General features: G+C 39.4%; 25 protein-coding genes, 1 pseudogene and 1 riboswitch. Of the genes and pseudogenes, 10 read left to right on the top strand and 16 right to left on the bottom strand.

Annotation, left to right across the window (positions count from 1 at the left end; all coding sequences use genetic code 11):
- Positions 1–7: 7 nt before the first annotated feature.
- Both AC1D0Y_RS07040 and AC1D0Y_RS07035 read left to right on the top strand, forming a co-directional pair.
- The gene (locus AC1D0Y_RS07040) at positions 8–1,750 is read left to right on the top strand and encodes an ABC transporter ATP-binding protein (protein ID WP_477707408.1); all 1,743 of its coding nucleotides are present in this window, start codon (positions 8–10) and stop codon (positions 1,748–1,750) included.
- Between the two features lie 16 nt (positions 1,751–1,766).
- On the top strand, positions 1,767–3,551 hold the full coding sequence (locus tag AC1D0Y_RS07035; RefSeq protein WP_477707569.1) for an ABC transporter ATP-binding protein: 1,785 nt from the start codon (positions 1,767–1,769) through the stop codon (positions 3,549–3,551).
- A 335-nt stretch (positions 3,552–3,886) separates the two neighbouring features.
- On the opposite strand, the pseudogene AC1D0Y_RS07030 reads toward AC1D0Y_RS07035, so the two are convergent.
- A pseudogene (locus AC1D0Y_RS07030) lies at positions 3,887–4,844 on the bottom strand (zinc-binding dehydrogenase).
- 163 nt (positions 4,845–5,007) lie between these two features.
- On the opposite strand from AC1D0Y_RS07030, the gene AC1D0Y_RS07025 reads away from it, so the two are divergent.
- Together AC1D0Y_RS07025 and rpoN are read left to right on the top strand one after the other, a co-directional pair.
- The gene (locus AC1D0Y_RS07025) at positions 5,008–5,355 is read left to right on the top strand and encodes a winged helix-turn-helix transcriptional regulator (RefSeq protein WP_034668472.1); all 348 of its coding nucleotides are present in this window, start codon (positions 5,008–5,010) and stop codon (positions 5,353–5,355) included.
- A gap of 212 nt (positions 5,356–5,567) precedes the next feature.
- The gene (gene rpoN, locus AC1D0Y_RS07020; RefSeq protein WP_477707407.1) at positions 5,568–6,905 is read left to right on the top strand and encodes an RNA polymerase factor sigma-54; all 1,338 of its coding nucleotides are present in this window, start codon (positions 5,568–5,570) and stop codon (positions 6,903–6,905) included.
- 57 nt (positions 6,906–6,962) lie between these two features.
- Here the strand turns inward: rpoN and AC1D0Y_RS07015 are convergent, their stop codons facing one another.
- The 3 genes from AC1D0Y_RS07015 to AC1D0Y_RS07005 all read right to left on the bottom strand — a co-directional run bounded on the left by AC1D0Y_RS07015 (position 6,963) and on the right by AC1D0Y_RS07005 (position 11,002).
- Complete coding sequence (locus tag AC1D0Y_RS07015) at positions 6,963–7,814, bottom strand: class I SAM-dependent methyltransferase (RefSeq protein ID WP_477707406.1); 852 nt, start codon at positions 7,812–7,814, stop codon at positions 6,963–6,965.
- Between the two features lie 97 nt (positions 7,815–7,911).
- On the bottom strand, positions 7,912–10,329 hold the full coding sequence (locus AC1D0Y_RS07010; protein WP_098525484.1) for a YhgE/Pip domain-containing protein: 2,418 nt from the start codon (positions 10,327–10,329) through the stop codon (positions 7,912–7,914).
- A gap of 187 nt (positions 10,330–10,516) precedes the next feature.
- Entirely contained in the window at positions 10,517–11,002 is a 486-nt protein-coding gene (locus AC1D0Y_RS07005) for a GNAT family N-acetyltransferase (RefSeq protein WP_028407621.1), read from the bottom strand.
- A gap of 175 nt (positions 11,003–11,177) precedes the next feature.
- Between AC1D0Y_RS07005 and AC1D0Y_RS07000 the strand changes: the two genes are divergently transcribed.
- From AC1D0Y_RS07000 to AC1D0Y_RS06990, 3 genes are read left to right on the top strand one after another with little or no spacing between them, the layout of a single operon-like run.
- Positions 11,178–11,408 (top strand): FeoA family protein, encoded by a 231-nt coding sequence (locus AC1D0Y_RS07000; RefSeq protein WP_013055605.1) that lies wholly within the window; start codon positions 11,178–11,180, stop codon positions 11,406–11,408.
- On the top strand, positions 11,405–13,375 hold the full coding sequence (gene feoB / locus AC1D0Y_RS06995) for a ferrous iron transport protein B (protein ID WP_377254295.1): 1,971 nt from the start codon (positions 11,405–11,407) through the stop codon (positions 13,373–13,375). The genes AC1D0Y_RS07000 and feoB overlap by 4 nt, the downstream gene beginning before the upstream one ends.
- Before the next feature lie 15 nt (positions 13,376–13,390).
- A complete protein-coding gene (locus AC1D0Y_RS06990; protein WP_013081918.1) occupies positions 13,391–13,576 on the top strand; it encodes a FeoB-associated Cys-rich membrane protein in 186 nt (61 codons plus the stop codon).
- A 43-nt stretch (positions 13,577–13,619) separates the two neighbouring features.
- Here the strand turns inward: AC1D0Y_RS06990 and AC1D0Y_RS06985 are convergent, their stop codons facing one another.
- Together AC1D0Y_RS06985 and AC1D0Y_RS06980 are read right to left on the bottom strand one after the other, a co-directional pair.
- A complete protein-coding gene (locus AC1D0Y_RS06985) occupies positions 13,620–13,943 on the bottom strand; it encodes a DUF3243 domain-containing protein (protein WP_013055602.1) in 324 nt (107 codons plus the stop codon).
- A gap of 16 nt (positions 13,944–13,959) precedes the next feature.
- Entirely contained in the window at positions 13,960–14,541 is a 582-nt protein-coding gene (locus AC1D0Y_RS06980; RefSeq protein WP_028407619.1) for a hypothetical protein, read from the bottom strand.
- A 252-nt stretch (positions 14,542–14,793) separates the two neighbouring features.
- Here AC1D0Y_RS06980 and hxlR point away from each other — a divergent pair, with 252 nt between their 5' ends.
- From hxlR to hxlB, 3 genes are all read left to right on the top strand, one after another.
- Positions 14,794–15,159, top strand: coding sequence for a transcriptional activator HxlR (gene hxlR / locus AC1D0Y_RS06975; RefSeq protein ID WP_028407618.1), 366 nt, complete (start codon positions 14,794–14,796; stop codon positions 15,157–15,159).
- A gap of 268 nt (positions 15,160–15,427) precedes the next feature.
- Positions 15,428–16,057 (top strand): 3-hexulose-6-phosphate synthase, encoded by a 630-nt coding sequence (gene hxlA, locus AC1D0Y_RS06970; RefSeq protein WP_028407617.1) that lies wholly within the window; start codon positions 15,428–15,430, stop codon positions 16,055–16,057.
- Between the two features lie 10 nt (positions 16,058–16,067).
- Entirely contained in the window at positions 16,068–16,625 is a 558-nt protein-coding gene (hxlB, locus tag AC1D0Y_RS06965; RefSeq protein WP_217598938.1) for a 6-phospho-3-hexuloisomerase, read from the top strand.
- A 111-nt stretch (positions 16,626–16,736) separates the two neighbouring features.
- Here the strand turns inward: hxlB and AC1D0Y_RS06960 are convergent, their stop codons facing one another.
- The 10 genes from AC1D0Y_RS06960 to murQ all read right to left on the bottom strand — a co-directional run bounded on the left by AC1D0Y_RS06960 (position 16,737) and on the right by murQ (position 26,193).
- Complete coding sequence (locus AC1D0Y_RS06960; RefSeq protein WP_060744902.1) at positions 16,737–16,982, bottom strand: ferredoxin; 246 nt, start codon at positions 16,980–16,982, stop codon at positions 16,737–16,739.
- Positions 16,983–17,068: 86 nt separating this feature from the next.
- Positions 17,069–18,079: an ABC transporter substrate-binding protein gene (locus AC1D0Y_RS06955; protein ID WP_060744901.1), complete on the bottom strand. Its 1,011-nt coding sequence runs from the start codon at positions 18,077–18,079 to the stop codon at positions 17,069–17,071.
- Complete coding sequence (locus AC1D0Y_RS06950) at positions 18,076–18,819, bottom strand: ABC transporter permease (protein ID WP_028407613.1); 744 nt, start codon at positions 18,817–18,819, stop codon at positions 18,076–18,078. The genes AC1D0Y_RS06955 and AC1D0Y_RS06950 overlap by 4 nt, the downstream gene beginning before the upstream one ends.
- On the bottom strand, positions 18,816–19,580 hold the full coding sequence (locus AC1D0Y_RS06945) for an ABC transporter ATP-binding protein (RefSeq protein ID WP_060744899.1): 765 nt from the start codon (positions 19,578–19,580) through the stop codon (positions 18,816–18,818). Before AC1D0Y_RS06945 ends, AC1D0Y_RS06950 begins: the two co-directional genes overlap by 4 nt.
- The gene (gene tenA, locus AC1D0Y_RS06940; protein ID WP_060744898.1) at positions 19,573–20,244 is read right to left on the bottom strand and encodes a thiaminase II; all 672 of its coding nucleotides are present in this window, start codon (positions 20,242–20,244) and stop codon (positions 19,573–19,575) included. The genes AC1D0Y_RS06945 and tenA overlap by 8 nt, the downstream gene beginning before the upstream one ends.
- A gap of 5 nt (positions 20,245–20,249) precedes the next feature.
- Positions 20,250–21,527, bottom strand: coding sequence for an acetylornithine deacetylase (locus AC1D0Y_RS06935; RefSeq protein WP_272767598.1), 1,278 nt, complete (start codon positions 21,525–21,527; stop codon positions 20,250–20,252).
- Positions 21,528–21,641: 114 nt separating this feature from the next.
- Positions 21,642–21,744: riboswitch (TPP riboswitch) on the bottom strand.
- Positions 21,745–21,963: 219 nt separating this feature from the next.
- Positions 21,964–22,974 carry a MupG family TIM beta-alpha barrel fold protein gene (locus tag AC1D0Y_RS06930; protein WP_477707405.1) on the bottom strand — a complete coding sequence of 337 codons (1,011 nt, stop codon included), beginning with the start codon at positions 22,972–22,974 and terminating at the stop codon, positions 21,964–21,966.
- On the bottom strand, positions 22,971–24,332 hold the full coding sequence (locus AC1D0Y_RS06925) for a PTS transporter subunit EIIC (RefSeq protein WP_050689257.1): 1,362 nt from the start codon (positions 24,330–24,332) through the stop codon (positions 22,971–22,973). The genes AC1D0Y_RS06930 and AC1D0Y_RS06925 overlap by 4 nt, the downstream gene beginning before the upstream one ends.
- An 88-nt stretch (positions 24,333–24,420) precedes the next feature.
- The gene (locus AC1D0Y_RS06920; RefSeq protein ID WP_013081906.1) at positions 24,421–25,275 is read right to left on the bottom strand and encodes a MurR/RpiR family transcriptional regulator; all 855 of its coding nucleotides are present in this window, start codon (positions 25,273–25,275) and stop codon (positions 24,421–24,423) included.
- A 12-nt stretch (positions 25,276–25,287) separates the two neighbouring features.
- On the bottom strand, positions 25,288–26,193 hold the full coding sequence (gene murQ / locus AC1D0Y_RS06915) for an N-acetylmuramic acid 6-phosphate etherase (protein ID WP_477707404.1): 906 nt from the start codon (positions 26,191–26,193) through the stop codon (positions 25,288–25,290).
- Positions 26,194–26,286 lie beyond the last annotated feature (93 nt).

The following is a 26,286-nucleotide window of genomic DNA, read 5'->3' as shown; positions in this document are numbered from 1 at the left end:
AGAATGTGTGAATACAATTAAATCTTTGTACCCTTACTTAAAACCTTACAAATGGCTCGCGCTGTTTGCCCCGCTATTGATGGTAATTGAAGTGTTAGCTGACCTTCTTCAGCCTACTATTATGCAGCATATCATTGATTATGGCATTGCAAACAACGATCAGACATATGTTATCACGCGAAGTATCCTTATGCTCATGTTAGCAGTCATTGGCTTAGCTGCCGGTATCGTCTGCGCCATCCTTAGCACAAAAGCGGCAGTAAATTTTTCTACCGATATTCGGAAATCGCTTTTTGAAAAAATTGAAAACCTCTCAAACAGCAACAGAGACAAACTAGGGACTGGTCACTTAATTACCGTCATGACAAATGATGTAACGAGTGTTCAAAACGCATTGAATATGACGTTAAAAGTATTAGTTAGAGGTCCTTTACTTTTTGCAGGAAGTATTGTGATCGTGTTATTAACCGCTCGTTCTTTGTTTCCTATTATCGTTGTGGTCGTCCCTATTTTATTTTTATGCATTTGGTTTGTGATCACGAAAGCTGGAAAACTTTTTAAAAAAGTTCAGCAAAGCGTTGATCGTGTAAATACAAAAGTCCAAGAAAATTTATCAGGGATGCGTGTAGTAAAAGCGTATGTAAGAGAATCTTATGAAATCAATCAGTTTAAAGAAGCAAACAGCTCCTTGACGCGAGCTAATATGAGTGCTGTTCAGCTTATTTCGCTGTTAATGCCCGTTATTTTATTTGTCGTAAATATCGGCATGGTAGCTACTCTATGGCTGGGAGGACTTCAAGTCGAAGCAGGAAAAATTGAAGCAGGTGTGATTTTAGCTTTTATTAATTACTTAACGATTATTTTAAACGGACTTATGTCAAGCAGCATGGTGCTGATGCAAATTACACGCGCATTCCCTTCAGCTGAACGAATCGATTCTGTTTTAAAAACAAAAATAGACATCCCTCCAGCAAACTCTGCTGCTCAAATCAACAGACTTAAAGGTGATCTATCGTTTCAAAACGTTACATACAGCTATAGTAAAAATGGCGAAAACGTATTAAAAGATATTTCGTTCACTGCTAGACACGGGGAAACCATTGGCATTATCGGCTCTACTGGAAGCGGGAAGTCGACGCTTGCAAAACTTATTTCCCGCTTATATGATCCTGATGACGGCGAAATCTTCGTAGATGGAAAAAACCTTAAGGACTATGACGTAAAAGTGCTTCGCTCATCCATTGGATTTATTCCTCAAAAAGCTACGCTGTTTACCGGCACGATTGATATGAATATTCGAATGGGAAAAGATCAGGCTTCTTCCTCAGAAATTGAAGATGCTGCGGATTTTGCATGCGCAACGGAGTTTATTGAAAAACTTCCAGAAAGATATGAGTATCCTTTAACGCGAGGAGCAACCAATTTATCAGGAGGGCAAAAGCAGCGTCTTTCAATCGCGCGTGCATTTGTTAGAAAGCCCGCTATCCTGGTCATCGATGATGCAACTTCGGCATTAGACGCTGTCTCAGAAGCGCAGGTACTAAAACATTTAAAAGAAGAGTTTGCTGATGCGACCGTTATCATTATTGCTTCTAAAATTTCGTCTCTTCTCCACGCTGATCACATTATCGTCATGGATGAAGGCAAAATTGCTGAACAAGGGACTCATGAAGAATTGCTTCGTTATCCCTCTCTTTATTACGACATTTACCTTGCACAAGGCGGAAAAGAGGTGTTGCCTAGTGAATAACCAAGGTAAAAATCAAATGAGCTCTATTCGCGGCCCTAGAGGAATGATGAAAGGCCCTGTAGTTAAGCCAAAAAATGCGAAAAAAACACTGTACAGAATCTGGTCATATATGGGGAAACGAAAACCTCCGCTTACGGCTGCGATAATCTTAGTTATTGTGACTTCCCTGCTTAATTTATTAGGCCCTTATTTAATTGGGGTTATTATTGATGAGCATATTATCCCTAAAGATATCAGCGGAACGATACGAATGTCCCTTATTCTTGCAGGAATTTATATTACGACATCTTTGTTAACATGGCTACAAACCTATTTAATGGTGAACGTTTCGTTTACGACTATTGGAATGCTTCGACAAGATTTATTTGCAAAGCTTCAGACTCTCTCCCTTCGCTTTTTTGACAAACGAGCTCACGGAGAGTTAATGAGCAGAGTCACAAATGATATTGATAATCTAAACAGCGCTCTGAGTCAAAGCGTTATTCAGGCTTTGTCCTCTATTTTGTCTTTAGTCGGCATTACCATTGCGATGTTCTCGCTCAACTGGATTCTTGCCATTATCACGCTGATTGTTATTCCCTTGATGGTTATAATCGTTCGACAAATATTAAAACGAAGCAGTGAAAATTTTGTCAAACGCCAAAAAGACTTAGGTGAGCTAAACGGCTTTGTAGAAGAAGCAATCTCTGGAGGAGAAGTTGTTACGCTTTTTAGTAAAGAAAAAGACTTTTTAACTGTTTTTAATGAACGAAATGAACAGCTGAGAAGTTCAGCAACAAAAGCGGAAACATTTTCAGGCTTTTTAGGTCCTGTTACAAACTTTATTAACAACTTAGGCTTAGCACTAGTGATCGGAGCGGGCGCATTTATGGCTGTTCAAGGTAGCGTTACAGTTGGGATGATCGCTTCATTTGTTAACTACTCACGTCAGTTCTCTCGCCCAATCAGTCAAATGGCAAACTTAGTAAACACCATTCTTTCGGCTATTGCCGGCGCAGAGCGCGTGTTTGCGATTATGGATGAGCAGCCGGACGTCACAAACAAGCCAAACGCTCTTTCTGTTACAAAATTTGCAGGAGACGTTGCTTTTGAGAACGTATCATTTGGCTATAACGATGAAAAAATGATTTTAAAAAATGTTACACTGACAGCAAAAAAAGGTGAAATGGTTGCTTTGGTCGGTCCCACAGGTTCTGGTAAAACAACCATCATTAACTTGCTCACACGATTTTATGACATCTCAAACGGAGACATTAAAATTGACGGACGTTCCATCAGTGACTATAACATCCATGATTTACGAAACCGAATCGGCATTGTTCTTCAAGATACCTATTTATTTTCCGGTACGATTGCGGATAACATTCGATTTGGCCGGTTAGATGCCAGCGACGAAGAAGTGAAAAGCGCAGCTAAAATGGCCAATGCTCATTCGTTTATCAAACATTTGCCGCAGCAATACAATACCGCGATTTCAGCTGGCGGAGGAAATTTAAGTGAAGGTCAAAAGCAGCTTTTATCGATTGCTCGAGCCATGCTTTCTGACTGTGATATTTTAATTTTAGACGAAGCTACTTCCAACATTGATACAAAAACAGAAATTGATATTCAACGAGGAATGAGTAATCTATTAAAAGGAAAAACAAGCTTTGTCATTGCCCACCGCCTTAAAACGATTGAAAATGCAGATCAAATTCTTGTCTTAAAAGACGGACAAATTATTGAAGAAGGAAATCATCGCGAGCTGCTAGAAAAACAAGGGTTTTATCACCAACTCTATACGCAGCAGTTTACGATTTAAAAGAGGCTAAAACAAAAAGTATGGTAGTTTAAGTAAGGTCTGAACGAGTAATCGTTCGGACCTTTTCATTGTGCTGGTAAACGTAGGGTTCATCCAGTTAGCTGCTTCTAGCTGTTGATTGGAGGGCAAAGCGAAGACTCTTGCGGGAACAGCGGAAGGGATGAGACCCCCAGGAGCGCAAGCAACGAGGAGGCCCATCAGCCGGCCGCGGAAAGCGAAGCCTTGCACGGAAATCAACAGCGGTGTAATAAATGGTCGATACGAGCTCCTTTCTTCCATTTGTTTGTCTTTAGATTGAATTGATGTAGTTATGTCTCAATCTTTTTTTCGTTCTATCATTTATCTATTACAGCTACAATTTTCCCTTTTACTCGACGAGTCGCCAGTTCATCTAATGCTGCTGGCACTTCTTCTAGTGAAATGACTTTTTCCACGAGTGCATGTAGCGTATTTTCTTGTAAAAGCAAAAGCATTTTATTTCCCATCTCAGCAAGTTTTTGCTGTTCTTTTACGTTATTAGACTGATGTACACTCCCTAATGCAACTTGATGAAATGATAGTGGGTGCGCAAACGAAATCGCATCGTTTACATTAGGCGGTCCTGCGATGAATGCAATTTGACCATTAAAAGCAAGAGCCTTTACCGACTCGTCTGCATTGTCTCGTCCAACGGTATCCAAGACTAAATCCACACCGATTCCATCGGTAAGCTCCAGCACTTTTTTCACAAAGTCTTCTTTACGGTAGTCGATTACATAATCAGCACCTAAACTTTTTACAAACTCATGATTGGCAGAAGATGCGGTTGTGAGCACTGTAAGGCCTGCATTTTTAGCAAGCTGAATGGCAAACCCTCCAACCCCTCCAGCACCTGCGTGAATTAAAATTGTTTGTCCTTTTGAAGCGTTCATTTTGTGAAACAATGCTTGATATGCTGTATATCCCGCACATGGAATAGCCGCAGCGTCTTCGAATGAAACCCCTTGCGGAATAAGAGAAACTGTGTGGGCTGTTGTCACCCCGTATTGTGCAAACCCGCCTTTTTTTGATAAATCGCTATGATATAGTGACTTCTTCTCCCACTTCCTCGACAACGCCCGCTGAATCAAGTCCTAATACGTGAGGATATGTCCAACTAGGATTACCGCCGTTTCCTGTTTTATAATCTACAGGGTTCAGGGCAGTAGCTTTAATTTTAACTAAAATTTCACCTTTAGACGGACGCGGCTTTTGGATATTTCCGACTTTCATCTCACTTACTTTCCCTTTGCCTTCTAGCAGTAAAGCTTTCATCAAGATCTCCCCTTTTACATTTCTTCCTTCAATTAAAAGTTCTTTTTCAGTATAATAAATACATGTTGTTTACAAAAGACGGCACTTTCATGTAACCAGGTACCTTCCCGGTAACCTAGGTCTATGGATATTAAATTATTATATCCATATTTCATATCTGTTTATGAATGGAGGATTAACGGTGAAAGCACCCCACTATAATGTACCTGTTGAAGCAACGCTTGAAGTAATCGGCGGGAAATGGAAAGTCGTTATTTTATGCTTATTAAAAGAAGGTGAAAAACGTTTTAGTGAACTTCAGCGAGCTATGCCTGCTATTACCAAAAAAATGCTGTCTCAACAGCTAAAAGAATTAGAAAAAGACGGTGTGGTTAATAGAAAAGTATACAATGAAGTTCCTCCTAAAGTAGAGTACTCACTCAGTGAAGAAGGCGAAACCTTACGAGAAATTTTAAATATGATGTGCGCATGGGGAGATAGAAGAATGGGAAACACCCCAAATTGCAGCTAAGTTCTCCTAGCGGCTCTGTTAAAACAAACGAATAGCTATTGCCAGGAGCTATTCGTTTTTGTTTTATCTATTCTCCTACTCTTTCTTGCTATCAGTCCCTGTGTAAGAACATCTGACAACACTATAGAATTCTTTCGCATTTTCAGCTATGATGATGTCGAACGATGCAGCCAGAATTGTCGAAATAAAACTCAAGAATGATAGGTGATTCAATGATGCAATTAGGTTTAGATTTATCCCAAAAACAACTATTAAAATTGGCCATGACACCTGAATTACGTCAGTCTATCAACATTTTAAATTATTCTACGGCCGATTTAGTTCATTATCTTCATCAGCAAGTCAATGAAAATCCTGTAATTAAACTGTCTGCTAGCGACTCTCAGCAAAAAGATTCATTTGATACTAGAGAACAGCGTTCATATTCAAAAGGTTATACCGATGACGAGTATAATCCGTTTAATTATATATCTGATCAAACTGTGACATTAGAGAGTCATTTATTAGAGCAGCTGTCTATGCTAAATCATTTACACACACACCAAAAACACATCGTTCAATTTCTAATTGGAAACTTAAATAAAAACGGCTTTTTAGCAATTGAGCCAAAATTGGCAGCCGAACTGCTGAATGTTTCATTTAACGAAGTCAACGATATGATTCACGTTTTACAAAGCTTTGATCCGATTGGCGTGGGCGCTCAAAATTTTGTCGATTCACTGCTTATTCAAATTAAGGCCAAAAAGTCAAAGCCTCCTCTTTTATACGACGTGGTAAAACACGATATTGAAGATATTGCTAACAAAAAATATCGGAACATTTCAAAAAAATACTCTATTTCGATGCGTGAAGTACAAGAAATTGTTGACTGCTTGCGGACATTAAATCCTCGGCCAGCAGGAGATTTCCACGTCCCGCTTACGAAGTACATCTCGCCTGATGTAACGGTACAAAAAATTGACGGCCGCTATCATGTTATTCTTCATAGCGAGCTGCTTCCGTCCATCGAAATTAACAGTACCTACCAAAAGCTGGTTCATCGCTCTGCATGCGTAACAACCGATCGATACGTACAGGAAAAAATTCATGAAGTTACTTGGCTAATCAATAGTATTGAGCAGCGTAATGCGACGATTTACAACGTGTCCAAAGCCATTGTGGAACATCAGCAAGATTTTTTTGAAATGGGTATTTCGGGGCTAAAGCCGCTTACCTTAAAAGATATTGCTCAAAAAGTAGACTGTCACGAATCAACGGTAAGCCGTGCGACTAACGGAAAGTATATTCAAACGCCACGCGGGCTGTTTGAGTTAAAATACTTTTTCACCAATTCTTTAGAGCGAACTGATGGCGAACAAAGCAATTCTACTGCCTTTATAAAAGAAAAAATTAAAACATTAATTGCCGAAGAAAATAAATTAAAACCTCTTTCAGATCAAAAGCTCATGTCTCTTCTTTCCAGCGAAGGAATTCAGATTTCAAGAAGAACAGTAGCTAAATACCGTGAAGAAGCAGGAATTGAAAGTTCTTCTAAGCGGCGACGATTTTAATATTGCTTATCCTAAATTACAGCTTTATCCCTACTAAAAAGAACCCGTTGATTTTACTCAACGGGTTCTTTTTATCGGTTTCCAATAAATAAAAGCCATATGATATTGATACGTATATTCATATGTGCCATTTATTTTCTTTACATGCTGTAAAATAATCTTCTCAGTTTCTAACTTGTCAATATCTTTAGAAAGCACCTTTGTCGAGTTCTTCTTGATGAGATCTTCGTACGTCTCATAGGTTACCGTTTTGGTTATAGGAACCAGCTTACAATCCGCGTAAATACCCAGTTCATATAAAATATTTAGTAAGTCAATATATTCCTTACGGCGCCATTTAATCTCGTACCCAAGCTTTCTATGTAACTCTACGTAGTGAGGCTTTTCTGGACCCGTTGACATGCCTATAACCGCCAAACGATTAGCCGAATCATTCATATTTAAGAGACCATCGATAATATTATGCATACGGTAAAAACAGTTTATTCCTACTACGGCATCGTACTTATCTGTTAGACGCTCATACTCCCATTTACCTTCTATGAACTTTAGATTAGAGCGGTCCTCTGATTGCGTTTGTAAGTAGCGAATAATGCTTGGCGAACAATCCATACACGTAAGTTCTTTTACATAATCAGCAATCGAAAACGTATAATTTCCCCAGCCAGGGCCAATTTCCATAACAGAGTCAGTTGGATTCAAAAAAGCAAGAAGTTCTTGTTGAAGCTGTTTTACTACAGGGTCATTTGCTGAATTAAAAGACATTTTTTCTACATACCGCTGCCAAAACTCATCTTCAGCTCGGTCATTTATCATCCGTTCCGATATTGAACCGTCCCATTCTTTCAGCCCTTCCTGCCACTTTTTCACACGATCACTTTCATATACCGAAATTTTTGTAAGCTGCATGTATTCACGTTCCCCTCTTTTATACGTAAACCTATACTATCATAAAGAAAAAGAGAGTTCCTTTTTAAACTGGAACTCTCTTTTTATATTAGTTAAATTATGCTGCTGCCTGTTCCTCTTTGTGATGCTTCTCTTTTCTGGCATTGATATAAAACATTATCAATGAAAGAGTGATGAAGATTGCTGCAAAGATTCCAAGTACGCCAGCCTGATGCCATACGTAGCCGAAATCATCACCAATGGAAATGATTTCACGGAAACCGCGAATTGCATAGGTCATAGGCAAGTACGGATTAATTGCCTGGAAAAATTCCGGTACAAGTGCTTTAGGGAATGTACCTGCACTGCCGCCAATTTGAAGCAGCAGAATAATGAAGGCTAAATACTGCCCTACTTTTCCTAACCCTGTTGTTAAGAACAAGATAAGTGTAAAGAACGTCACACCTGTAATCATGGTAAAGATATAGAAGTGCCAAATGCTTGTTACGTTTAAATGCAAGCCCCATAGAAGAGCTGTAACAGCAATCGCTGCCTGCAGCATACCTACAATAGTGATGACACTAAACTTACTTAAGAACCACGAAATGCCTGATGTCGGTCGAATTGATGGCTCTTTCATTGGATATACCGCTGAGAACATTAACGTTCCCGCAAACAAGCCAATACATAAGATGTATGGAGCTAATCCGACACCGTACTTATCTACGTTGTTTTGTTTATCTGATTTTAAATCCGTTGGATTTGAAAACATGCTATATGTTTTATCATCCGCTTTAACATCTTTTGCATCTTTTGCACCATCTGCTAAAGATGAATGAAGCTCGCTTGTTCCATCTGATAATTTAGATGAACCATCATATAGTTTGGACGAACCATTTGTTAACTCTTTAGAACCATTTGCTAACTTGGTGGCCCCGTTTTCTAGCTGCGTTAAGCCATTTGCTAGCGCTGCGCTTCCTTGTTCAGACTTTTTAAGTCCATTCACAAGTTGCTGCTGCCCGTCAGCAAGCTTTCCAGCTCCTGTATGAGCGTCAGCTATACCGCTGTTTAGTTCCGCAAATTTGCTGTTGAACTGCTTTTCTCCGTCTGCTAGTTTAACAGCACCGTTGTATAGTTGAGTTTGACCATTATACAATTGAGTTTGTGCGTTGTATAACTGAGTTTGGCCATTATACAGCTGACTTTGCCCATCAGCAATTTTATCAATAGCGCTTTGAATGTCTTCTCCGCCTTTAGAAAGCTTTTGCAGCGCTGCTGATAACTCTTGCACTTTATCTACTTTTGCTTTTAGCTGCTCTGCTTTTTGCTGCTGTTCATCCATAAACTGCTGAGACGTGAGTTTTTTAATTCCTGCAATCAGCGTTTGTTTTTGCTCATCCGGAATGGACTCGTTGCTGTTAATGCTGTCAATGAGAGCTTGCTGCTGCTGTTCAAACTCTGCTTTTTTTGAATCGACCTGCTGTTTAATCTGCGTAATTTCCTGTTCTGCTTGATTAATTTGCTGCGTAACGCTGCTCACTTCAGCGTCCACTTGGTTTAAGCCGCTTGTGAACTGGGGTAGTTTCCCTTGAAGTGTTTTTGTTCCTTCATTAAGTTGCTTGGTAGCATCCTGGAGTTTTTTGGTCCCACCTTGCAGTTTTTCAGTTCCATCTTGTAGTTTTCCTAACCCAGTGCTAAGCTTTCCGGCACCTGTTTCAAGTTCTTTAGAAGCCGCATAAAGCTGCCCGCTCCCACTTTCTAGCTTCCCTAAACCGCTGTTTAGGCTGCCTAAGTTTTCATTAATTGTGTCCGCACCGTTTAGGAGCTTAGCTGCACCTGCATTTAAATCTGTTGCTCCTTTTCGTGCATCCGTTAACCCGTTTGCCAATTTAGCTGTACCGTCTTCGAATGTAACCGTGCTGTCTGCTAATTTCTTCATGTTATCTCGCAGCGTTTTTGAGCCATTTTCGAGCTCTCCTGCACCGTCACTTGCTTTTTGAAGACCGTCCGCTACTTGCTTAAAGCTGTCAAATACCGTTTCAGCATACTGCTTTGTGACTGCTTCTTTAATCTGATCATTGATTTTAGCCACTGCATTTGAGCTAATTTGAGCGCCTGAATAGTTCTTTCCGGCATTTGTATGATAGATAAATTTCATTTTTTTAGGATCTTTATCCATTAATGTTGTTGCATTTTTGGAGAAATTCTTTGGAATTTCTAAAACTAAATAGTAGTCCTCATTTTTTAGGCCTTCTAACGCTTTTTCTTTGTTCGTAAATTTCCAGTCAAATTTATCATTTTTCTTTAAATCATCAACAAAATCACGACCGACATTCAATTTCTTTCCATCTAACGTAGCACCTTTATCTTCATTTACCACTGCAACTGGAATTTGATCTGTTTTTCCATATGGATCCCAGTAAGCAGATAAAAAGATGACATTATAAAGTAATGGAACAAATAACAATCCGCAAATCACAACAATAGTCATTGGTTTGGAAAAGATTTTTTTCCATTCTCCTTTAATCATATTCATGTTTTTTAGCCTCCAATAATCCTTACTTCCGCCTGACTGTTTGACCGAAAAACATTTTCGGTCATTAAGTTCTGATTAATGTTACCATATTCACAAGAATAAGGTCAATCGTTATTCTGTAATTAAAAGCTGATTTTAACAGAAAGTTTAAAATCAGCTTTTTTAAGATAACATTCATGCTATAGGCTTAAATCATTAACTTCATCCGCATCGTTTTTAACAAATGCCCTTCAAATTCATCATCAAATTCATCCACGAGCTGGAAACCTTTTGATTGATAAAAAGCACGGCCTATTCCGTTTTCCCTTTCTACATTAATGTAAACGATTTTTAGTTCCTTCGAGCGCTTCATTCCTTTTTCTAACAATTGCGAACCGATTCCTTTTCCTTGATAAGCAGGCAGTATATAGATAGATCCTAGTTCTATTTCCCCTCTGTTTTGTAATCGGAAAAAGTTAGCGTATCCTACGATTTTCTCATCAATAGTTGCTACATAAATGAACGAATTACGCAAGCGCCACAGCATCCTTTTATTGGAGTATGCTTCTGAAAGAAACCGATTCTGAACGCTTCTAGGAATAATTCCTTCATATGTATCATACCAGCTCATCTTTGCGACGTATTGAACAGACGTAATATCTTCTTTTCTCATTTTGCGAATGATTACCTCCACTCACATCCCTCCTGACAATTTGCTGCTAAAATCGTACATAATTTCATCTGAAAAATATAGTTATAAATATATATTTTTAATTGTAACGCTCTAGAAGCATTGATTGATTTTAGAACCTTATGTATAATCGAGATAGATACAAATTGAAAATGATTATCATTAACAGGAGTGCTGAATGATGAATTTAACTACCGTGAGTATTGGCGACAAAGTAAAAGTTAAAAACATTGAATTTTTAGATAGATCACTAGAACGCCGCCTTCTTTCTTTTGGAGTAAAAAAAGGCTGTGAACTATGCATGAAGCAAAAAACCATCTTAGGAGGACCTTGTATTATTGAATGTCAAGGTCAAATGATTAGCATCCGAAAAAGGGATGCGGCTAAAATTGAGGTTGAGACAGCATGAGTACAATTGCACTTTTAGGAAATCCAAACACAGGAAAAACTTCTTTATTCAATATATTAACAGATTCCTATGAATACGTAGGAAACTGGAGCGGTGTAACCGTTGAAAAGAAAGTTGGGTCTATTAAAAAGCAAAACAGCCAGCTGGTTGATTTGCCGGGTGTGTATGATTTTACTCCTCTTTCTTCAGATGAAGCAGTGGTAACTAACTTTTTGTTAACCGGAGAATTTAACAGTATGCTGAATATCGTAGACGCTTCTCAGTTTGAAAGAAGCATGCATCTCACTATTCAAGCATTGGAATATGGAAAACCATTAGTAATCGGCTTAAATATGATTGATGTAGCAGAAAAACGCGGATTGACTTTTCATTTGGAGAAGCTTAGCAAATCATTACATATTCCGGTTTCTGCAATTATTGCCCGCAATGGAAAAGGAATTAATGAGCTTCTCTCCACTTTGAAGCAGGATTTAAAAGCCCCTTCATTTCAATTAAATTACGGGGAAACCACTGAACAAGCAATTCGTATGATTCAAACAAAAGCGGATGTCAGCAGATGGATTGCCATTCAATTTTTAGCGGAAAATAGCGTAATCGAATCAACATTAAAAGAAAAAACGAGTTACTCAGAGCTGCTTGAACTTCGAAAAGCGGCTGCACAAAAATTAACCAAGCCGCTTAGCGAGCATTTCTTCGACGTGCGTACAGCATTTATTGAGCGCATTTCCAGCGAGTGTATCATAAAGGGCAGCGAAACACCTCTAACCTTCACAGATCGAATCGATCGAATTGTGACGCATAAGTGGCTTGGTCTCCCTATTTTTCTTGGCTTAATGTATTTGATTTTTAATATTACGTTTACTTGGATAGGCGTTCCTCTTTCTGATAAACTAGACGGTTTTTTTGGCGGAACGCTTAGTAAAGGCGCTGATTCTCTTCTAAATGCAGCAGGTGCCGCTCCATTTATTCATGATTTAATTGTGGACGGCATCATCGCAGGCGTAGGCGGCGTACTAGTATTTGTACCACAAATTTTTGTCCTGTTCTTTTTCATTTCACTGCTTGAAGATTCAGGATACATGGCTCGAATTGCTGTAGTAATGGATCGTATCATGGAATTTTTCGGTTTGAACGGAAAAGCATTTATTCCGATGATTATTAGCTTTGGATGTAACGTACCAGGGATCATGGCCGCGCGTACAATTGAACAGCGAAAAGAGCGCCTTATGACCATTTTAGTAAATCCATTTATGAGCTGCTCAGCACGCCTTCCTGTATACGCTTTGTTTGTAGGTGCGTTTTTTGTACAAAACGGAGCAGCTGTGGTGTTTTCTATGTACTTGCTTGGCATTATTTTAGCACTTGTTGTAACGAAAATTTTATCAGTAACGCTTCTTAAAGACGAACAATCAACTTTTATTGTTGAACTTCCTCCTTACCGCGTACCGCAAGCCAAGACTCTTTGGAGAAGCACGTGGGAAAAAGGTCGAAATTTCGTCCGAAAAGCAGGTACGGTTATTTTAGCTGGCTCTGTATTTATCTGGCTATCATCTTACGCTGGCCCCGGCGGTTTTGGAGTAGATATGGAAAATAGCTTTATGGCTATTATTGGAGGTGCTATCGCTCCGCTATTTATCCCTTTAGGTTTTGCCACATGGCAAGCTGTAGCATCACTGATTACAGGCTTCCTAGCAAAAGAAGTGGTTGTTTCGACTATGAGCATCATCTATAAAGTACAAGAAGGACAGCTTGGCGACACAATGAAGACATTCTTTACACCGCTAACAGCCTATACGTTTATGGTGTTTGTTCTTCTTTATGTTCCGTGTCTAGCAACCGTCGCTGTTATTCGACGAGAAACCGGCTCATTGAAATGGACAGCATTTGCTGTGGCCTACCCTTTGGTTGTCGCTTATCTCGTAGCTTTGCTTGTACACACTATTGGAAAAGTACTTGGTTTTTCTTAAAAGGAGTGAATAACATTGATTATTAACATTTTAATTGGGGTTTTGATATTTGGATATGCTCTTTATCATATGACAAAATTCTTCCGCAAGAGTACTCAGGGAAAATGTGCAAGCTGCGCACAGCAATCTTCTTGTGCAACGGATGATTGCGGTATTGACTGGGATAAAACGATTCAAGAGGCTCAAAATCAATCATCTTAATACATTAAAAAAGCATCCTGATAGATGGGATGCTTTTTTAATGTTACGCAACTAGTTTTAAAATGAGATGAGAAAGGACTTCCTTTTCCTCTTCACTGCTGACTTTCCATAACTCATGAAGGACTTTTTCTTCTCGGTTTCGAGGCTCCTCATTTTTGGCTAAATAGCTAGCCACTTTTTTTGTAGCGGCCGTTAATTGTTCCTCACTTAACCCGAGCTTTTTACCGACATGAACTTTTTGACTTAAATAATCGGTAAACGTATCAAAGTTCTGCAAAATTGCTTCTTTTTTCTCCGTCCCTAAATTATCTGCCGTTTCTTCAATTTTGTTCATGTCTTTTGTAGTTCCTTCATTCATTTGACTCACAGTTAACATCTCCCTTTTAGTGAATAGACTGGTATGTTCTTTCACGCTCAGCTTCTGGTTTTTCGTCTGGCGTCATCTTTTCCTTACTTATTTCAGAAGTTGCATCTTTCACTTTTTCACCAATTTGCTGTAAATCACTTTTAGCATCTTCTACCGTCGATTTTGCATCATGCGTAACGCTTTTCACATCTTCTGCTTGCTTAAAGAAATCTTCATTTACACGCTCGTACAAATGTTTAGCATCATTAATTGCATCTTTTAAAAGATTCGATGCGTTTTTCATTTGCTGCACCATTTTTTCTTTTGTTTCTTGAGGATTTTCTTTTACTTGATTAATCATGTTTGTAGAAGAGTCCTTTAACGTAACAGCTCTTCTTTTAACAGACGAACGAGTTTTGCTATCGAGTAGTGTTATACATCCACCCACAACTGCTCCGACAACAACACCTTTTACGAGCTTGCTGCTGCAGCTTTTTCCGTTGCTAACAGCAGTAGGGCTATTAGCTGTCTGTGGATTGTTATTGATTCCTATATCGTTGTTAATGCCTGCGCTGTTGCTTACAGCAGGGTTTTGTAATTCAGATCGACTTCTTTCCATTTTTACTGCCTCCTTTAGCATTGTTATTGAGTGATTTCCCATCTTTTTTTATATTTAAACAATTGAACACAAAAAACATGACTAAAGGCCACCTTTTTGCTCCCACTAGTCAAGAATAACTATGTAATAAAAAAGCTCCCCTTTTTTAACGGAAAAGCGCAAGCCGGATTTTTGTAAAAGGATTGTCAGCACCGGTATAATAAGAAGTACTTTAAAATAAATTTTATACTATTGGTCATAGGGGTGAAGCAATTGAGCCAGCTTAATAAGGAATTTAACTGTGAAAAAGAATTGACGCTTGCTATTATCGGTGGAAAATGGAAGATGCTGATACTATGGCACTTAGGACGTGAAGGAACAAAACGGTTCGGGGAATTAAAATCGCTTATTCCTGATATTACGCCGCGCATGCTGGTTAATCAGCTGCGGGAACTGGAAGAAGATCTGATTGTTAATCGTAAAGTCTATCCTGTCGTACCACCTAAAGTCGAATACTCACTTACGAAAGAAGGAGAAAGTTTAATGCCGATTTTGACAGCTATGTACGATTGGGGTAAAAATTACCGTGATACAGTGCTCGCTAATCAAGAACAAAAGGCGGAAACGTTAATTAAATGATGGAAACCACTCCTTCTATTCCATAGTTTTTATTTTTTTATGCGGATGATGTTACTCAACATCATCCGCATTTTTAATGAAAATTAAGCGGTTACAAGACTGATATGTCCATTAGTATACTTCTGTATACTATCATTTCCCACACTATTTGCGGGAAAAGTGCGTACTTTTAAGAACCTCAAACTGCGGGTACAATAACTAAACCAGCTGCTTTTTACGTAAAAAAGCACAAAAGGTATCTATAGATTTTTCTAAGGAGTGGAGTAGAATGGAATTACAATTAGCATTAGATCTTGTTAATATCGCTCAAGCAAAAGAGGTAGTAAAAGAAGTTGAAGAACATATTGATATCGTAGAAATCGGTACGCCAGTTGTAATCAATGAAGGGCTTCGCGCCGTTAAAGAAATTAAAGAAGCATTTCCTAACTTAAAAGTATTAGCTGACCTAAAAATTATGGATGCGGCTGGCTATGAAGTACAGCAAGCTTCTCAAGCCGGAGCAGACATCATTACCATCTTAGGTGTTGCTGAAGATATGTCAATCAAAGGTGCTGTAGAAGAAGCAAAAAAACAAGGTAAAAAAATTCTTGTCGATATGATTGGGGTAAAAGATATTAAAGGACGCGCAAAAGAGCTAGACGAATTTGGCGTTGACTATATCTGTGTACACACAGGATACGATCTTCAAGCAGTTGGTCAAAACTCTTTTGAAGATTTAGTAACAATCAAAAGCGTTGTAAAAAATGCAAAAACAGCCGTTGCTGGCGGCATTAAATTAGAATCTTTACCTGAAGTAGTAAAAGCACAGCCTGATCTTGTTATTGTTGGTGGAGGAATCACGAGCCAAGATGATAAAAAATCAGTTGCTTCTCAAATGAAAGAGCTTATTACAAATTAAGGAGCTTTCTATGCAGACAAGCGAACATTTAAAAACAATTATGAATGAGCTTTTACAAACAACAGCTCTAATCGCTGATGATGAAGCTGAGCAGCTTGTAAATGGCATCATCTCATCTAAAAAAGTGTTTGTCACTGGAGCAGGCCGTTCAGGTCTTATGGGCAAGTCGTTTGCTATGCGTATGATGCATATGGGCATTGATGCTTATGTCATTGGAGAAACCGTGACTTCTACTTTCACAAAGGATGATTTATTAATCATCGGATCAGGTTCTGGCGAGACGAAGAGCTTGATTCCTATCGCTCAAAAAGCAAAAGAACTTGGAGGAAAAGTTGGAGTAGTCACAATTTCTCCCGACTCCACGCTTGGCAAGCTGGCTGACTTTATCGTGAAGCTGCCTGGTGCTCCTAAGGATCAAGAACAAAGCAGTTATCAAACAGTACAGCCTATGGCGTCGCTGTTTGAGCAAACGCTTCTTCTCTTTTACGATGCGCTGATTCTTCGCTTCATGGAGAAGAAAGAACTTGATACCCATACAATGTACGGAAAGCATGCAAATTTAGAATAAAAAAAGGTCTTGCTCTAGGCAAGACCTTTTTTATTTTGAAACTTTCTATTTCACCAAATATTCACTTATGTCATAACTAAATGTACTTTATCGTTAACTTTTTTAAAAAACTTATTCGAATTTTGTTGCATCTCCATAAAACGGCTGCTCTGCGATTTTAATGGATTCTGTTGGGCATCCTTCATACGCTTCCATCATCTCATCTTGCTGATCTTCAGGAACCTCTTTTGTTCCTTCGTTGTTATCTAACACCGCATAAGCAAGACCTTCTGAATCATAATCATAAAGACCTGGTGCGCTCCCTCCACATGCTCCGCAAGCAATACATGTTTCCTTATCTACTATTGTAAAAGCCATAAAAAAACCTCCTTTACCTTTTCACTTTCTCGTTCAGAAAGTTACGTTCAGTATAAGAAGGTTTTTTTAAATTTGTCTTAAATTATTTACTTGGATTCTCCGATATTCTCAAACATTTCATCTACATTTGGCTTTTTCTTAATTAATCCTGACTCTTTTAACCAGTCTACATTTGACTGCCATGATTCTTTCGTTTGACTGCCAAATCCTTGTTCAGACTTCATTTTCGGAAGTAAAATATTTAAACTTTTTGTTTCCACGTCTTTTTCAAGGGGGAAGTTTGATTTATCTTGGTTATCTAATAGAATTTGAAGTGATTCTTTTGGATGTTTCTCTGTGTACTCATACCCTTTTGTAGCGGCACGCCAAAACGCTTTAATCGTATCAGAATCTTTTGCCCATGTTTGATCCCCAGTAACTGCCACTAGCTCATAATAAGATGGCACGCCGTAATCTGAAGGATCAATGTCAACTGTTTTATATCCTTTTTTATGAAGTAATGGTACTTCGTGGTTAATATATGCACCTATTACGGCATCTACTTTTTTGCTAATCAGCGATGAATTTAACTCAAATCCTACGTCTACTAGTTTTACTTTATTCGGATCTCCTCCATCGCTTTTCACCATTTTCTTTAGAACAGATTCACTTAATGGTGTTCCGCTGTATCCTACTACTTTTCCTTCTAAATCTTTAGGACGCTTAATACCGCTATCTTTCAACGCCACAACTCGGTTCAATGGAGACCTTACGATTGCTCCTACCGACTTTACCGGCACATCTTCATTTGCTCGTGCCATTGCTACATCAGGCTGATAATAAAGGCCGAGTGTAACTTTCCCCGCAGCTGCTAAATTAAGCGAGTCTGTTGGATTAGCAGGAAACTGTACTTTCACATTCAGCCCTTCTTTTTTGAAATATCCTTTTTCTTGTGCAGCATAAATGAAGCTGTGCACTGCATTTGGGTACCAATCAAGCATAATTGTAACGTCTTTTAATTTTTTACTGTCACCAGCTTTATTTTCCTTGTCCTGGCCGCAAGCAGCGAGCATCAAAACAAGCATCAGGCTTAAACCAATTACAAACCATTTTTTCATTCTGTTTTCCTCCACTTTAATGAACGTTTTTCGAAACCTACTACAATAATAAAGAATAAAATACCAAGCGCGGATAAAATCACAATTGGTGCAAATACACCAGCTGCATCAAACTGTGTCATCATACGACGACTGAAATATCCTAAGCCTGCTTGTGCACCTAACCATTCGCCAATGGCAGCACCTATTATACTAAAGGTAACCGCTACTTTGAGCCCTGAATAAAAATGAGGCAGTGCAGAAGGAATGTTCAACTTAAAGAAAATATCTTTTTTTGTTGCTCCCATGGTCAGCATGAGTTCTTTTAACTCTTTATTGGTCGAACGAAGCCCGTCAAATGTGCTAACCGTAATAGGAAAAAAAGTAATTAATACGGTCACAATCACTTTGCTCCAAATGGAGTAGCCAAACCACAGAACAAATACAGGAGCTATGGCAATGGTGGGAATCATTTGCGACGCAATAATAAGCGGATAGAAAGCACGCTCAATAAGCGGACTCCAATTCATCCATACAGCCAGCATAACTCCCAGCACCACGGATATAACCAGCCCAATTACAACAATAGATAGCGTAGCTGGTAAATGCTTAAACAATAAATCCATTCGCAGCTCCCAAAGCTTCGTTAAAATACCAGTGGGCGTTGGTAAAATAAACGGATAGTTTACAATGCGTGCTCCAATTTCCCAAGCAGCCAGCAAAATGACGACTAAAATAACTGAAGCCCCGTATTTTTTCATGTGTTCACCTTCGATCTTAGCTGTTCAATTAAATAATCTTTCACATCAAGCACACGCTGTTGATTCAAATCTTTTTGCGTTCGAGGCCTGCTAAGCGGTACTTTAATCTCTTCAAGATGACTTACCGGCTTGTCTGAAAAGATAAAAATACGATCTGATAAAAACAGGGCTTCGTTTACGTCATGAGTGATAAATAAGATGCTATGTTTACGCTTTTGCCATTGTTCAAGCAGCCATTCCTGCATTGATAAACGCGTAATGGCATCAAGCGCACTAAAAGGCTCATCTAAAAGCAGTACGTTAGAACCGCTTAATATCGTTCGCAGAAAAGAAACACGCTGCTTCATCCCTCCGGATAAATCACTTGGAAAACGATTTTCATACCCTTTTAAACCAAACTCTTCGAGCAGCTGAGATACTTGCCTATGAGCACTTGCTTTTGACACATTGTGAAGCTCAAGCGGCAGAGCTGCATTGTCTAAAATCGTGCGCCACGGAAGAAGCAAATCTTGCTGCGGCATGTAGCCTACTTTTCCAAGCCGTTTTTCATAAGACTGTCCGTTAATCACGATATCGCCTTCACTCTGCTGTTCAAGACCTGTAATGAGACGAAACAACGTACTTTTCCCAGAACCGCTCGCTCCAACGATACTGACAAACTCGCCTTCTTTTACGTCTAAGTTTAATGATGTTAAAATCGGTTGATCACCGTTTTTGTACGTAAAACTGACGTTTTGAAAAGATAACACAGACTTATTCATGAATTGGCCACATCGCTTCGTTATAAGCCATATCCCAGAACATATACTCAAAACGCGTTGTATTCAAGAAAATTTCTTCGAGCTTTTCTAACTCCGCTTCTGATTTGTCTTCAGTAAGTGAGTCGAATAAATTAATACACCATGTCGCTAGTTCTCCAAATTCTTCTGAGCTGTACATTTCAATCCACTCACGATAAAACTCATTGTTAGCTCCAGGCTTTTCACTGAGTTCTTTTCCTATTTCCCAATAGCTCCACATACAAGGCAAAAGAGCCGCCACTAATTCAGCTAATGTGCCGCTTTGACCAACGTGCAGCATATAGTGTGTGTATGCAAGCGTTGTAGGAGATGGCTGCGCTTTTTCTAATTCTTTTTCGCTGATTTCAAATTTCTTGGCATACTCACGGTGCAGGCTCATTTCTTCGTTTAATGTAGAATCCAAAAGTGCAGCAAATTTCCCCATCGTTTGAACATCAGTAGCTTTCATGGCTCCAATCGCAAATAATTTTGCATAATCAATTAGGTAAAGGTAATCTTGAATCATGTAAAAGCGAAACTTCTCCTTTTCAAGCGTTCCGTCTCCCATTCCCTGTACAAAGGGATGATTATGATTTTGACGCCAAATAGGCTGCAGCTTTTCGTATAATCGTTCACTAAATTTCATGATGATCACTCCTTATGCGTATGCAGCCACGTATAAATGAACTGCAACATCACTTTTGTATATTGAACAAGCTGATTTATATCTAATTGTTCGTTCACAGCATGTGCATTTGCTAAATTTCCCGGACCATAAATAGCGGCCGGAATCCCCGCATCAGCTAGCCATCCCCCGTCTGTTACGCTAGTTGACACATCGATTGGGGGCTTTTTCCCTTCAAGTTGTTCATGAGTATGTGCAAGCAGCTGGACTCCAGCATGATTTTCATCAATTTCTAATGACGGGAAGATTTCTCCTCTGTCTTCAATCATTGATGTGCCTCCCCATTCAAAGGTTGGCAGGTTATCTTTTAACCATGGATCTGCTTTTGCAATAGCTAAAATGTATTCTTCCACTTCTTTTGATACTTGGCCGTATGATTCATTGGGATAATAGTGAACGGTGACCCACAGCCTGCATTCATCTGCAATAAAAGCAGCATGTCTTCCCCCTTCGATTACTGCTGGATTAATCGTATTTGTTCCCGGCAAAAATCCTGGATAGCTTTTTGTAACAGCCCAGTGGCGCTCCAATTCTTGCAGCCCTCCGATCACTTTTGCCATCTTCTCAATAGCACTCGCAGCTAACAGACCTCCTCCAGCATGAATCATACTTCGGCGTGTACCGTCATGATAGGTTTTACTGCTTTTTATCGTAATCCATCCCGTGATCACTCCGCCTTGACCTTGAATATGTAAATCACTCGTATCAGCAACAAGCGCAAAGTCAGCTGTATATCCTTTCTGACAGCATTGCAGCGTACCTGCCTCTCCCACTTCTTCTCCTACAACGGATTCAAAAATCAAGTCTCCCGGCAGTTCGATTCCTGCTTCTGTTAAAAGCTGGACTGCAAATAATGCTCCTGCCAAGCCGCCTTTCATATCAGCAACTCCGCGTCCGATTATCATGTTGTCTTTTACCACAGCTTCAAACGGATTTGTCTCCCACTTTTCATTTTCTTGTACCTCAGCTACATCCATATGCCCGTTAATAATTAAGCTTTGATAGTCAGCTGATTTTTTCCCTTTTAACGTGCCCACTACAATAGGATCGTTGCAATATAAATCCCACATATCGATGGAAAAACCGCAGTTTTCAAGGAAATCCGCTACGTAGCGCTGCGCTTCATTAGAATTTCGTGCAGGAGGCGCTGGCGTTTTATATGCAACAAGCGTTTTTACTAACTGGATTAGCTCCCCTTTGCGCTCCTCTACCTGTTTGACAAGCAAATCAATTGTTTCTTCCATGTATGACACCTTCCTTTACGCATAAAAAAACACTTCTTTCGCAGGAAAGAAGTGTTTTTGTTTATATACAAAAAATTATTATAACGAGTTCGTAAGGAAATACCATACAAAACATCCATTACAATACCTCTTTCCTACGCTAGTATTACCTAGTTCAGGTTATAAGGGTTAAGACTTCTCGTCTCTCTCAGCTTAGAAAGCACCCCTAGTGGCGTTGTATCTCTATAAAATTAAACGATTATCATATGTTTACCTGTAATAGTTTTATCATAGTAAAGCGTTTTATTCAATAGAAAGGTTCATGATTCAGCAATGAAAATAGTTTCCTTTTTAGTAAAATAAAAAGCACACACTTTTTTTAAGCAGTGTGTGCTCTTTACTTTTATAAGCTTACTAGTTAGCTATCGGCTTCTTTAAAAATACACCGTTTTTCCATTCAGACAGGAACAAGCTCAAGTTTTTGCCCCGGTTTCACTAACGAAAGCAGCTCATGATCTTCTTCTATCACATACCCAATCACGTTCACATTCGCATTTGCAGGCAAATTCGTTTTAGCTATTTGAACCTCTCCTCTATAACGTCCGTAGCCATCATTGTCCATTGTAATTGCTCCGATTCTGCGCTCGACTGTATGAAATGGCGGCACCGGTTTTACAGATCGTGTATCAACTAAACGCAGAGCGTCTCTTGATACATCTGGACGCACGCTGTACGTTCCCTCTATATGAGGTGAACGAATGCGCAGCGGAATAATGCTGCTTTCTTGATATTGAACCAAACGCTTTAATAAATTTGAACCGGCATATGGATCTCCAATATAAACCTCCGCTACTCCGCAGCCGTATAAATCTACTGCAGAGGTAAAAGGGCATCTATTACGGTCTTTTTCTCTAGTAGGAAGACCTTGATAAATAGGGCCTCTCTTTTCGCCTTCCCCGGGAATATAAGCGCAGACTGGGATACGAAGTTCATTAAATAAATCTGTCTGCTGTTGAAAAAATGTTTCTTCAAGCCCTGTTTCAGGCCGCGGATAAAAATTATGCCATGCAAGCAGCTGATGATGATGAAGACCTGCACATAAGAGTGCTTCAATTTCTTGTTTGGATAACGTACTTGCATTAACGGCAATATAAAATTCATTCGCAAGCGAAAGAGTTTCTGCTGTGCTAAACCCATCGTCTAGTCTAATACCAGATACGCCAAGTGAAGATAGCGACATAAGGCTTTCGATACCTAAATGAACCGGCGTATGCTTGGATACGTCTGCATACACGCTTATTCCACAATCTCTAGCCACATACAGCAGTTCTTTTGCCCGTTCAGCCAAATCTCCTTTTTCCTCTGGAATGTGAAGCGAAGTGAATGCACGTGTGACGCCGCACTCACTTGCTTCTATTAATCTTTTTTTAGCATCACTATCATTTAAATAAAACGAAATGCCAATCATTCAAACTCTCTCGCCATTTCATCGTTGAATCCAAAGAAATACGTACAAACAAAGCCGGCTGCGTAAGCAACAACTAACCCGAGTAAATAAAGAAGAATTTGATGCGCATGAACTAAAAACGTAAGCGGCAAACCTGAGACTCCCACTGCTACAGTCGCAATATGAAAGTGCGCCTGAAACGCTCCGCCGATTCCAGCTCCAAGACAAGCGGTTAAAAAGGGGCGTCCTAAAGGAAGTGTGACTCCAAAAATAAGCGGCTCTCCAATTCCAAGCAGCCCTGAAGGTAGAGCGCCTCCAATTGCTCGCTTTAAACGTTTTTTCTTTGTTTTGATATAGATAGCAAAAGCTGCACCGACCTGACCGGCTCCGCCCATTGCTAGTATAGGAAGAAGCGGATCATCTCCAATTGAATTGATAAGCTCTAAATGAACAGGAGTAAGACCTTGATGAAGTCCTGTAATGACGAGCGGCAAAAATGTTGCTCCTAAAACAAAGCCTGCTACAACTCCTCCAACCTCCAAAACTCCTAAAAGGCCTTTTGTGATTCCGTCTGAAATCAAGCCGCCGATTGGCATGAATACTACATACGTAATAATGCCTGTAATTAACACCGTAACGGTTGGTGTAATAATAATATCCAGTGACTGAGGGACAAATTTACGCACACGTTTTTCCACTACGGCCATAAAGATTGCTGCAAGCAAGACTCCTATTAAGCCACCCCGACCCGGCAAAAGTGCTTCACCAAAAAGTTTAATATCAGCTACGGCAGGATTAATGACTAAAATACCTGCTAAGCCCCCTAAAGCCGGCGAACCACCAAATTCTTTTGCCGCATTAATACCTACTAAAATACCCAGATAAGCAAATAAGCCGCTTCCGATAACGGTTAAAAGAATAGCAATCTGTGAATCTGCAGGAAGCCACTTCGCTTGAACTGCTGCTTTTGTCACTCCGGTGATAAGTCCAGATGCTACAAGAGCAGGTATTAACGGAATAAAAATACTTGCAATTCGGCGAAGCAAGAGCTTAAACGGAGTTGCGTTTTTTTCTTTCAGCTCCGATTTCCGCTGAGCCGCACGGTTTTCTAAATTAATACCGCCAGATTCATCAATTAACTTTTCAAACTCCTCTGTTACTTTGTTTACTTTTCCAGGACCAATAATGATTTGCAGCGTTTCTTCTTCCACTAATCCGAGTACGCCTTCAAGCTTTCGTATATCTGCCTTTTTTACAATTGAATCATCTTTTACAGTCACGCGCAGCCGCGTCATACAATGCGTATACGCTTCAATATTTGATGCTCCCCCAAGCATCTCCAAAATAACCTTTGCTAATTGATGATTATCTAAAGACATGTTAATCCCCCTTTGTATTTTCCTCTTAGATGGATACGGTACTGAGGAAACAGACCACAAAATCCCCTTTTTGTAATCGCTTTCTTTTTTATTTCTTAGTTTTCAAAAACTGAATGGCATCCCTTGTTTTATCAATATACTCAATCGTTTGGTCATACTGCTGCGCTGCAATACTTAAAAATAGTACATCAATCACATAAAGCTGGGCTAAACGAGACGATGTAGCTGCGCTTCGAAACGGCGCTTCTTGAGAATAAGACGTATACAAACAGATATCTGCTAAAGACGAAACGGTAGACTGTCCGTATTTGGTTAAGCTAATCGTCTTTACTCCGCGATTTTTAGCTAAAGATAAGACGTTGCTTACTTCAGGAGTCTCTCCTGAAAAAGAGATGCCCACAACTACATCGTCTTTACTTGCATTTGCGATGAGTGTAGCTGCTAAATGGCTATCTGCAAAAGCCGTGGCATTTTTATTAATTCGAAGAAATTTTTGCTGCGCATCCATCGCAATAATATGTGAAGCACCGATTCCAAAAAAATGAATATTTTTGGCTTCAATCAGCGCTAAAACAGCCCGCTCTGCTTCTTTATAATTCACAAGCTCGGCCGTATCACTTAGACTTTGAATGCTGTTGCTTGCCGTTTTTTTGACAATAGATTGAATCGTTTCATTTGTTTCAATATCGCGGTATCCTTGCTCCGTATCTCTAGCTAAATCACCGGCTACTCTTACCTTTAATTCTTGAAACCCGCTAACCCCGATAGATTTACACAAACGAATAACAGCAGCACTGCTCGCATTCGCTAGTCTACCTAATTCTCCAGCCGTACTGTTTACCACAGTATGCGGGTTGTTTAAAATATATTCAGCAATTTTCCTCTCCGAATCAGGAAGCTTAGCCACCGTGTTTTTAATCATTGTTAATCCGCCTGTTGACATCGTTTCTCTCCTTTATACGTAATGTTCAATCGCTTTTCTCACATAACCGCCCGCATTATTCAGCAACATCTTCGCGGTGTCATAATTTTCATTTGTTTTGATCATAACCACTGCTGTTTTTACCTCATTATTTGCTTCTTCAAGCGTTTGGCTTGCTTGTTCATAAGAAACACCTGTAATTTTACAAATAATACCTATCGCTCGTTCTTTAAGCTTTTCATTACTCACATGAACATCTATCATTAAGTTTTCATACGCTTTTCCTACTTTGATCATAGCCGCGGTAGAAATCATGTTGAGAATCATTTTATGAGCACTTGCTGCTTTTAACCTTGTGGAACCTGTTAGCACTTCCGGACCTACTACCACCTCAATACTATGGTCCGCTTCTTTTCCAATAAGAGAATTACCATTGCAAGACAGCGCCACCGTTTTAGCTTTTACAGATTTTGCATATCTTAATGCACCAATCACATAAGGAGTGCGTCCGCTTGCAGCAATTCCAATGACTGTGTCTCGTTCATTCAAATAAATTTTTTGTAAATCTGCTGCTCCCAACTCTTCTTTATCTTCAGCACCTTCAACTGCTTTAACAAATGCTTTTTCTCCTCCAGCCATCAATCCCTGTACTTGATCCGGATTGGTACTGAAAGTAGGCGGGCATTCAACAGCATCCAATACTCCCAGCCTTCCGCTTGTTCCTGCTCCAACATAAATAAGCCGGCCTTCCTTTTGAAACGATTCACTTACAAATTCAACTGCCACCTCTACGTCTGGAAGTACTTTTTGTACAGCCAGCGCCACTTTTTGATCTTCTTTATTCATGATGTTTAAAATTTCTTTTGTACTAGCTGTATCGATCTTCGTTGTCTGTTCATTTTGAGACTCTGTTGTTAATAACGTAAGCTGTTCATTCATCTTTTCGGCTCCTTTTTCATCTTGTAGTGAATTTATGGTTATTATAATTCCATTGAAATATAATTTCAATAATTTATTTTTATATTTGAAATT

This window comes from Priestia sp. P1_B12_1, assembly GCF_056406695.1.
This window is presented reverse-complemented; position numbering and strand designations above follow the sequence as displayed.

Bases quoted from the DNA above. Each gene is read 5' to 3' on its own strand.
- AC1D0Y_RS07035 (WP_477707569.1), top strand. From the start codon at position 1,767: ATGAGCTCTATTCGCGGCCCTAGAGGAATGATGAAAGGCCCTGTAGTT.
- AC1D0Y_RS07025 (WP_034668472.1), top strand. From the start codon at position 5,008: ATGAATGGAGGATTAACGGTGAAAGCACCCCACTATAATGTACCTGTT.
- rpoN (WP_477707407.1), top strand. From the start codon at position 5,568: ATGATGCAATTAGGTTTAGATTTATCCCAAAAACAACTATTAAAATTG.
- AC1D0Y_RS07015 (WP_477707406.1), bottom strand. From the start codon at position 7,814: ATGCAGCTTACAAAAATTTCGGTATATGAAAGTGATCGTGTGAAAAAG.
- AC1D0Y_RS07010 (WP_098525484.1), bottom strand. From the start codon at position 10,329: ATGAATATGATTAAAGGAGAATGGAAAAAAATCTTTTCCAAACCAATG.
- AC1D0Y_RS07000 (WP_013055605.1), top strand. From the start codon at position 11,178: ATGATGAATTTAACTACCGTGAGTATTGGCGACAAAGTAAAAGTTAAA.
- feoB (WP_377254295.1), top strand. From the start codon at position 11,405: ATGAGTACAATTGCACTTTTAGGAAATCCAAACACAGGAAAAACTTCT.
- AC1D0Y_RS06980 (WP_028407619.1), bottom strand. From the start codon at position 14,541: ATGGAAAGAAGTCGATCTGAATTACAAAACCCTGCTGTAAGCAACAGC.
- hxlA (WP_028407617.1), top strand. From the start codon at position 15,428: ATGGAATTACAATTAGCATTAGATCTTGTTAATATCGCTCAAGCAAAA.
- hxlB (WP_217598938.1), top strand. From the start codon at position 16,068: ATGCAGACAAGCGAACATTTAAAAACAATTATGAATGAGCTTTTACAA.
- AC1D0Y_RS06960 (WP_060744902.1), bottom strand. From the start codon at position 16,982: ATGGCTTTTACAATAGTAGATAAGGAAACATGTATTGCTTGCGGAGCA.
- AC1D0Y_RS06955 (WP_060744901.1), bottom strand. From the start codon at position 18,079: ATGAAAAAATGGTTTGTAATTGGTTTAAGCCTGATGCTTGTTTTGATG.
- AC1D0Y_RS06950 (WP_028407613.1), bottom strand. From the start codon at position 18,819: ATGAAAAAATACGGGGCTTCAGTTATTTTAGTCGTCATTTTGCTGGCT.
- AC1D0Y_RS06945 (WP_060744899.1), bottom strand. From the start codon at position 19,580: ATGAATAAGTCTGTGTTATCTTTTCAAAACGTCAGTTTTACGTACAAA.
- tenA (WP_060744898.1), bottom strand. From the start codon at position 20,244: ATGAAATTTAGTGAACGATTATACGAAAAGCTGCAGCCTATTTGGCGT.
- AC1D0Y_RS06935 (WP_272767598.1), bottom strand. From the start codon at position 21,527: ATGGAAGAAACAATTGATTTGCTTGTCAAACAGGTAGAGGAGCGCAAA.
- AC1D0Y_RS06930 (WP_477707405.1), bottom strand. From the start codon at position 22,974: ATGATTGGCATTTCGTTTTATTTAAATGATAGTGATGCTAAAAAAAGA.
- AC1D0Y_RS06925 (WP_050689257.1), bottom strand. From the start codon at position 24,332: ATGTCTTTAGATAATCATCAATTAGCAAAGGTTATTTTGGAGATGCTT.
- AC1D0Y_RS06920 (WP_013081906.1), bottom strand. From the start codon at position 25,275: ATGTCAACAGGCGGATTAACAATGATTAAAAACACGGTGGCTAAGCTT.
- murQ (WP_477707404.1), bottom strand. From the start codon at position 26,193: ATGAATGAACAGCTTACGTTATTAACAACAGAGTCTCAAAATGAACAG.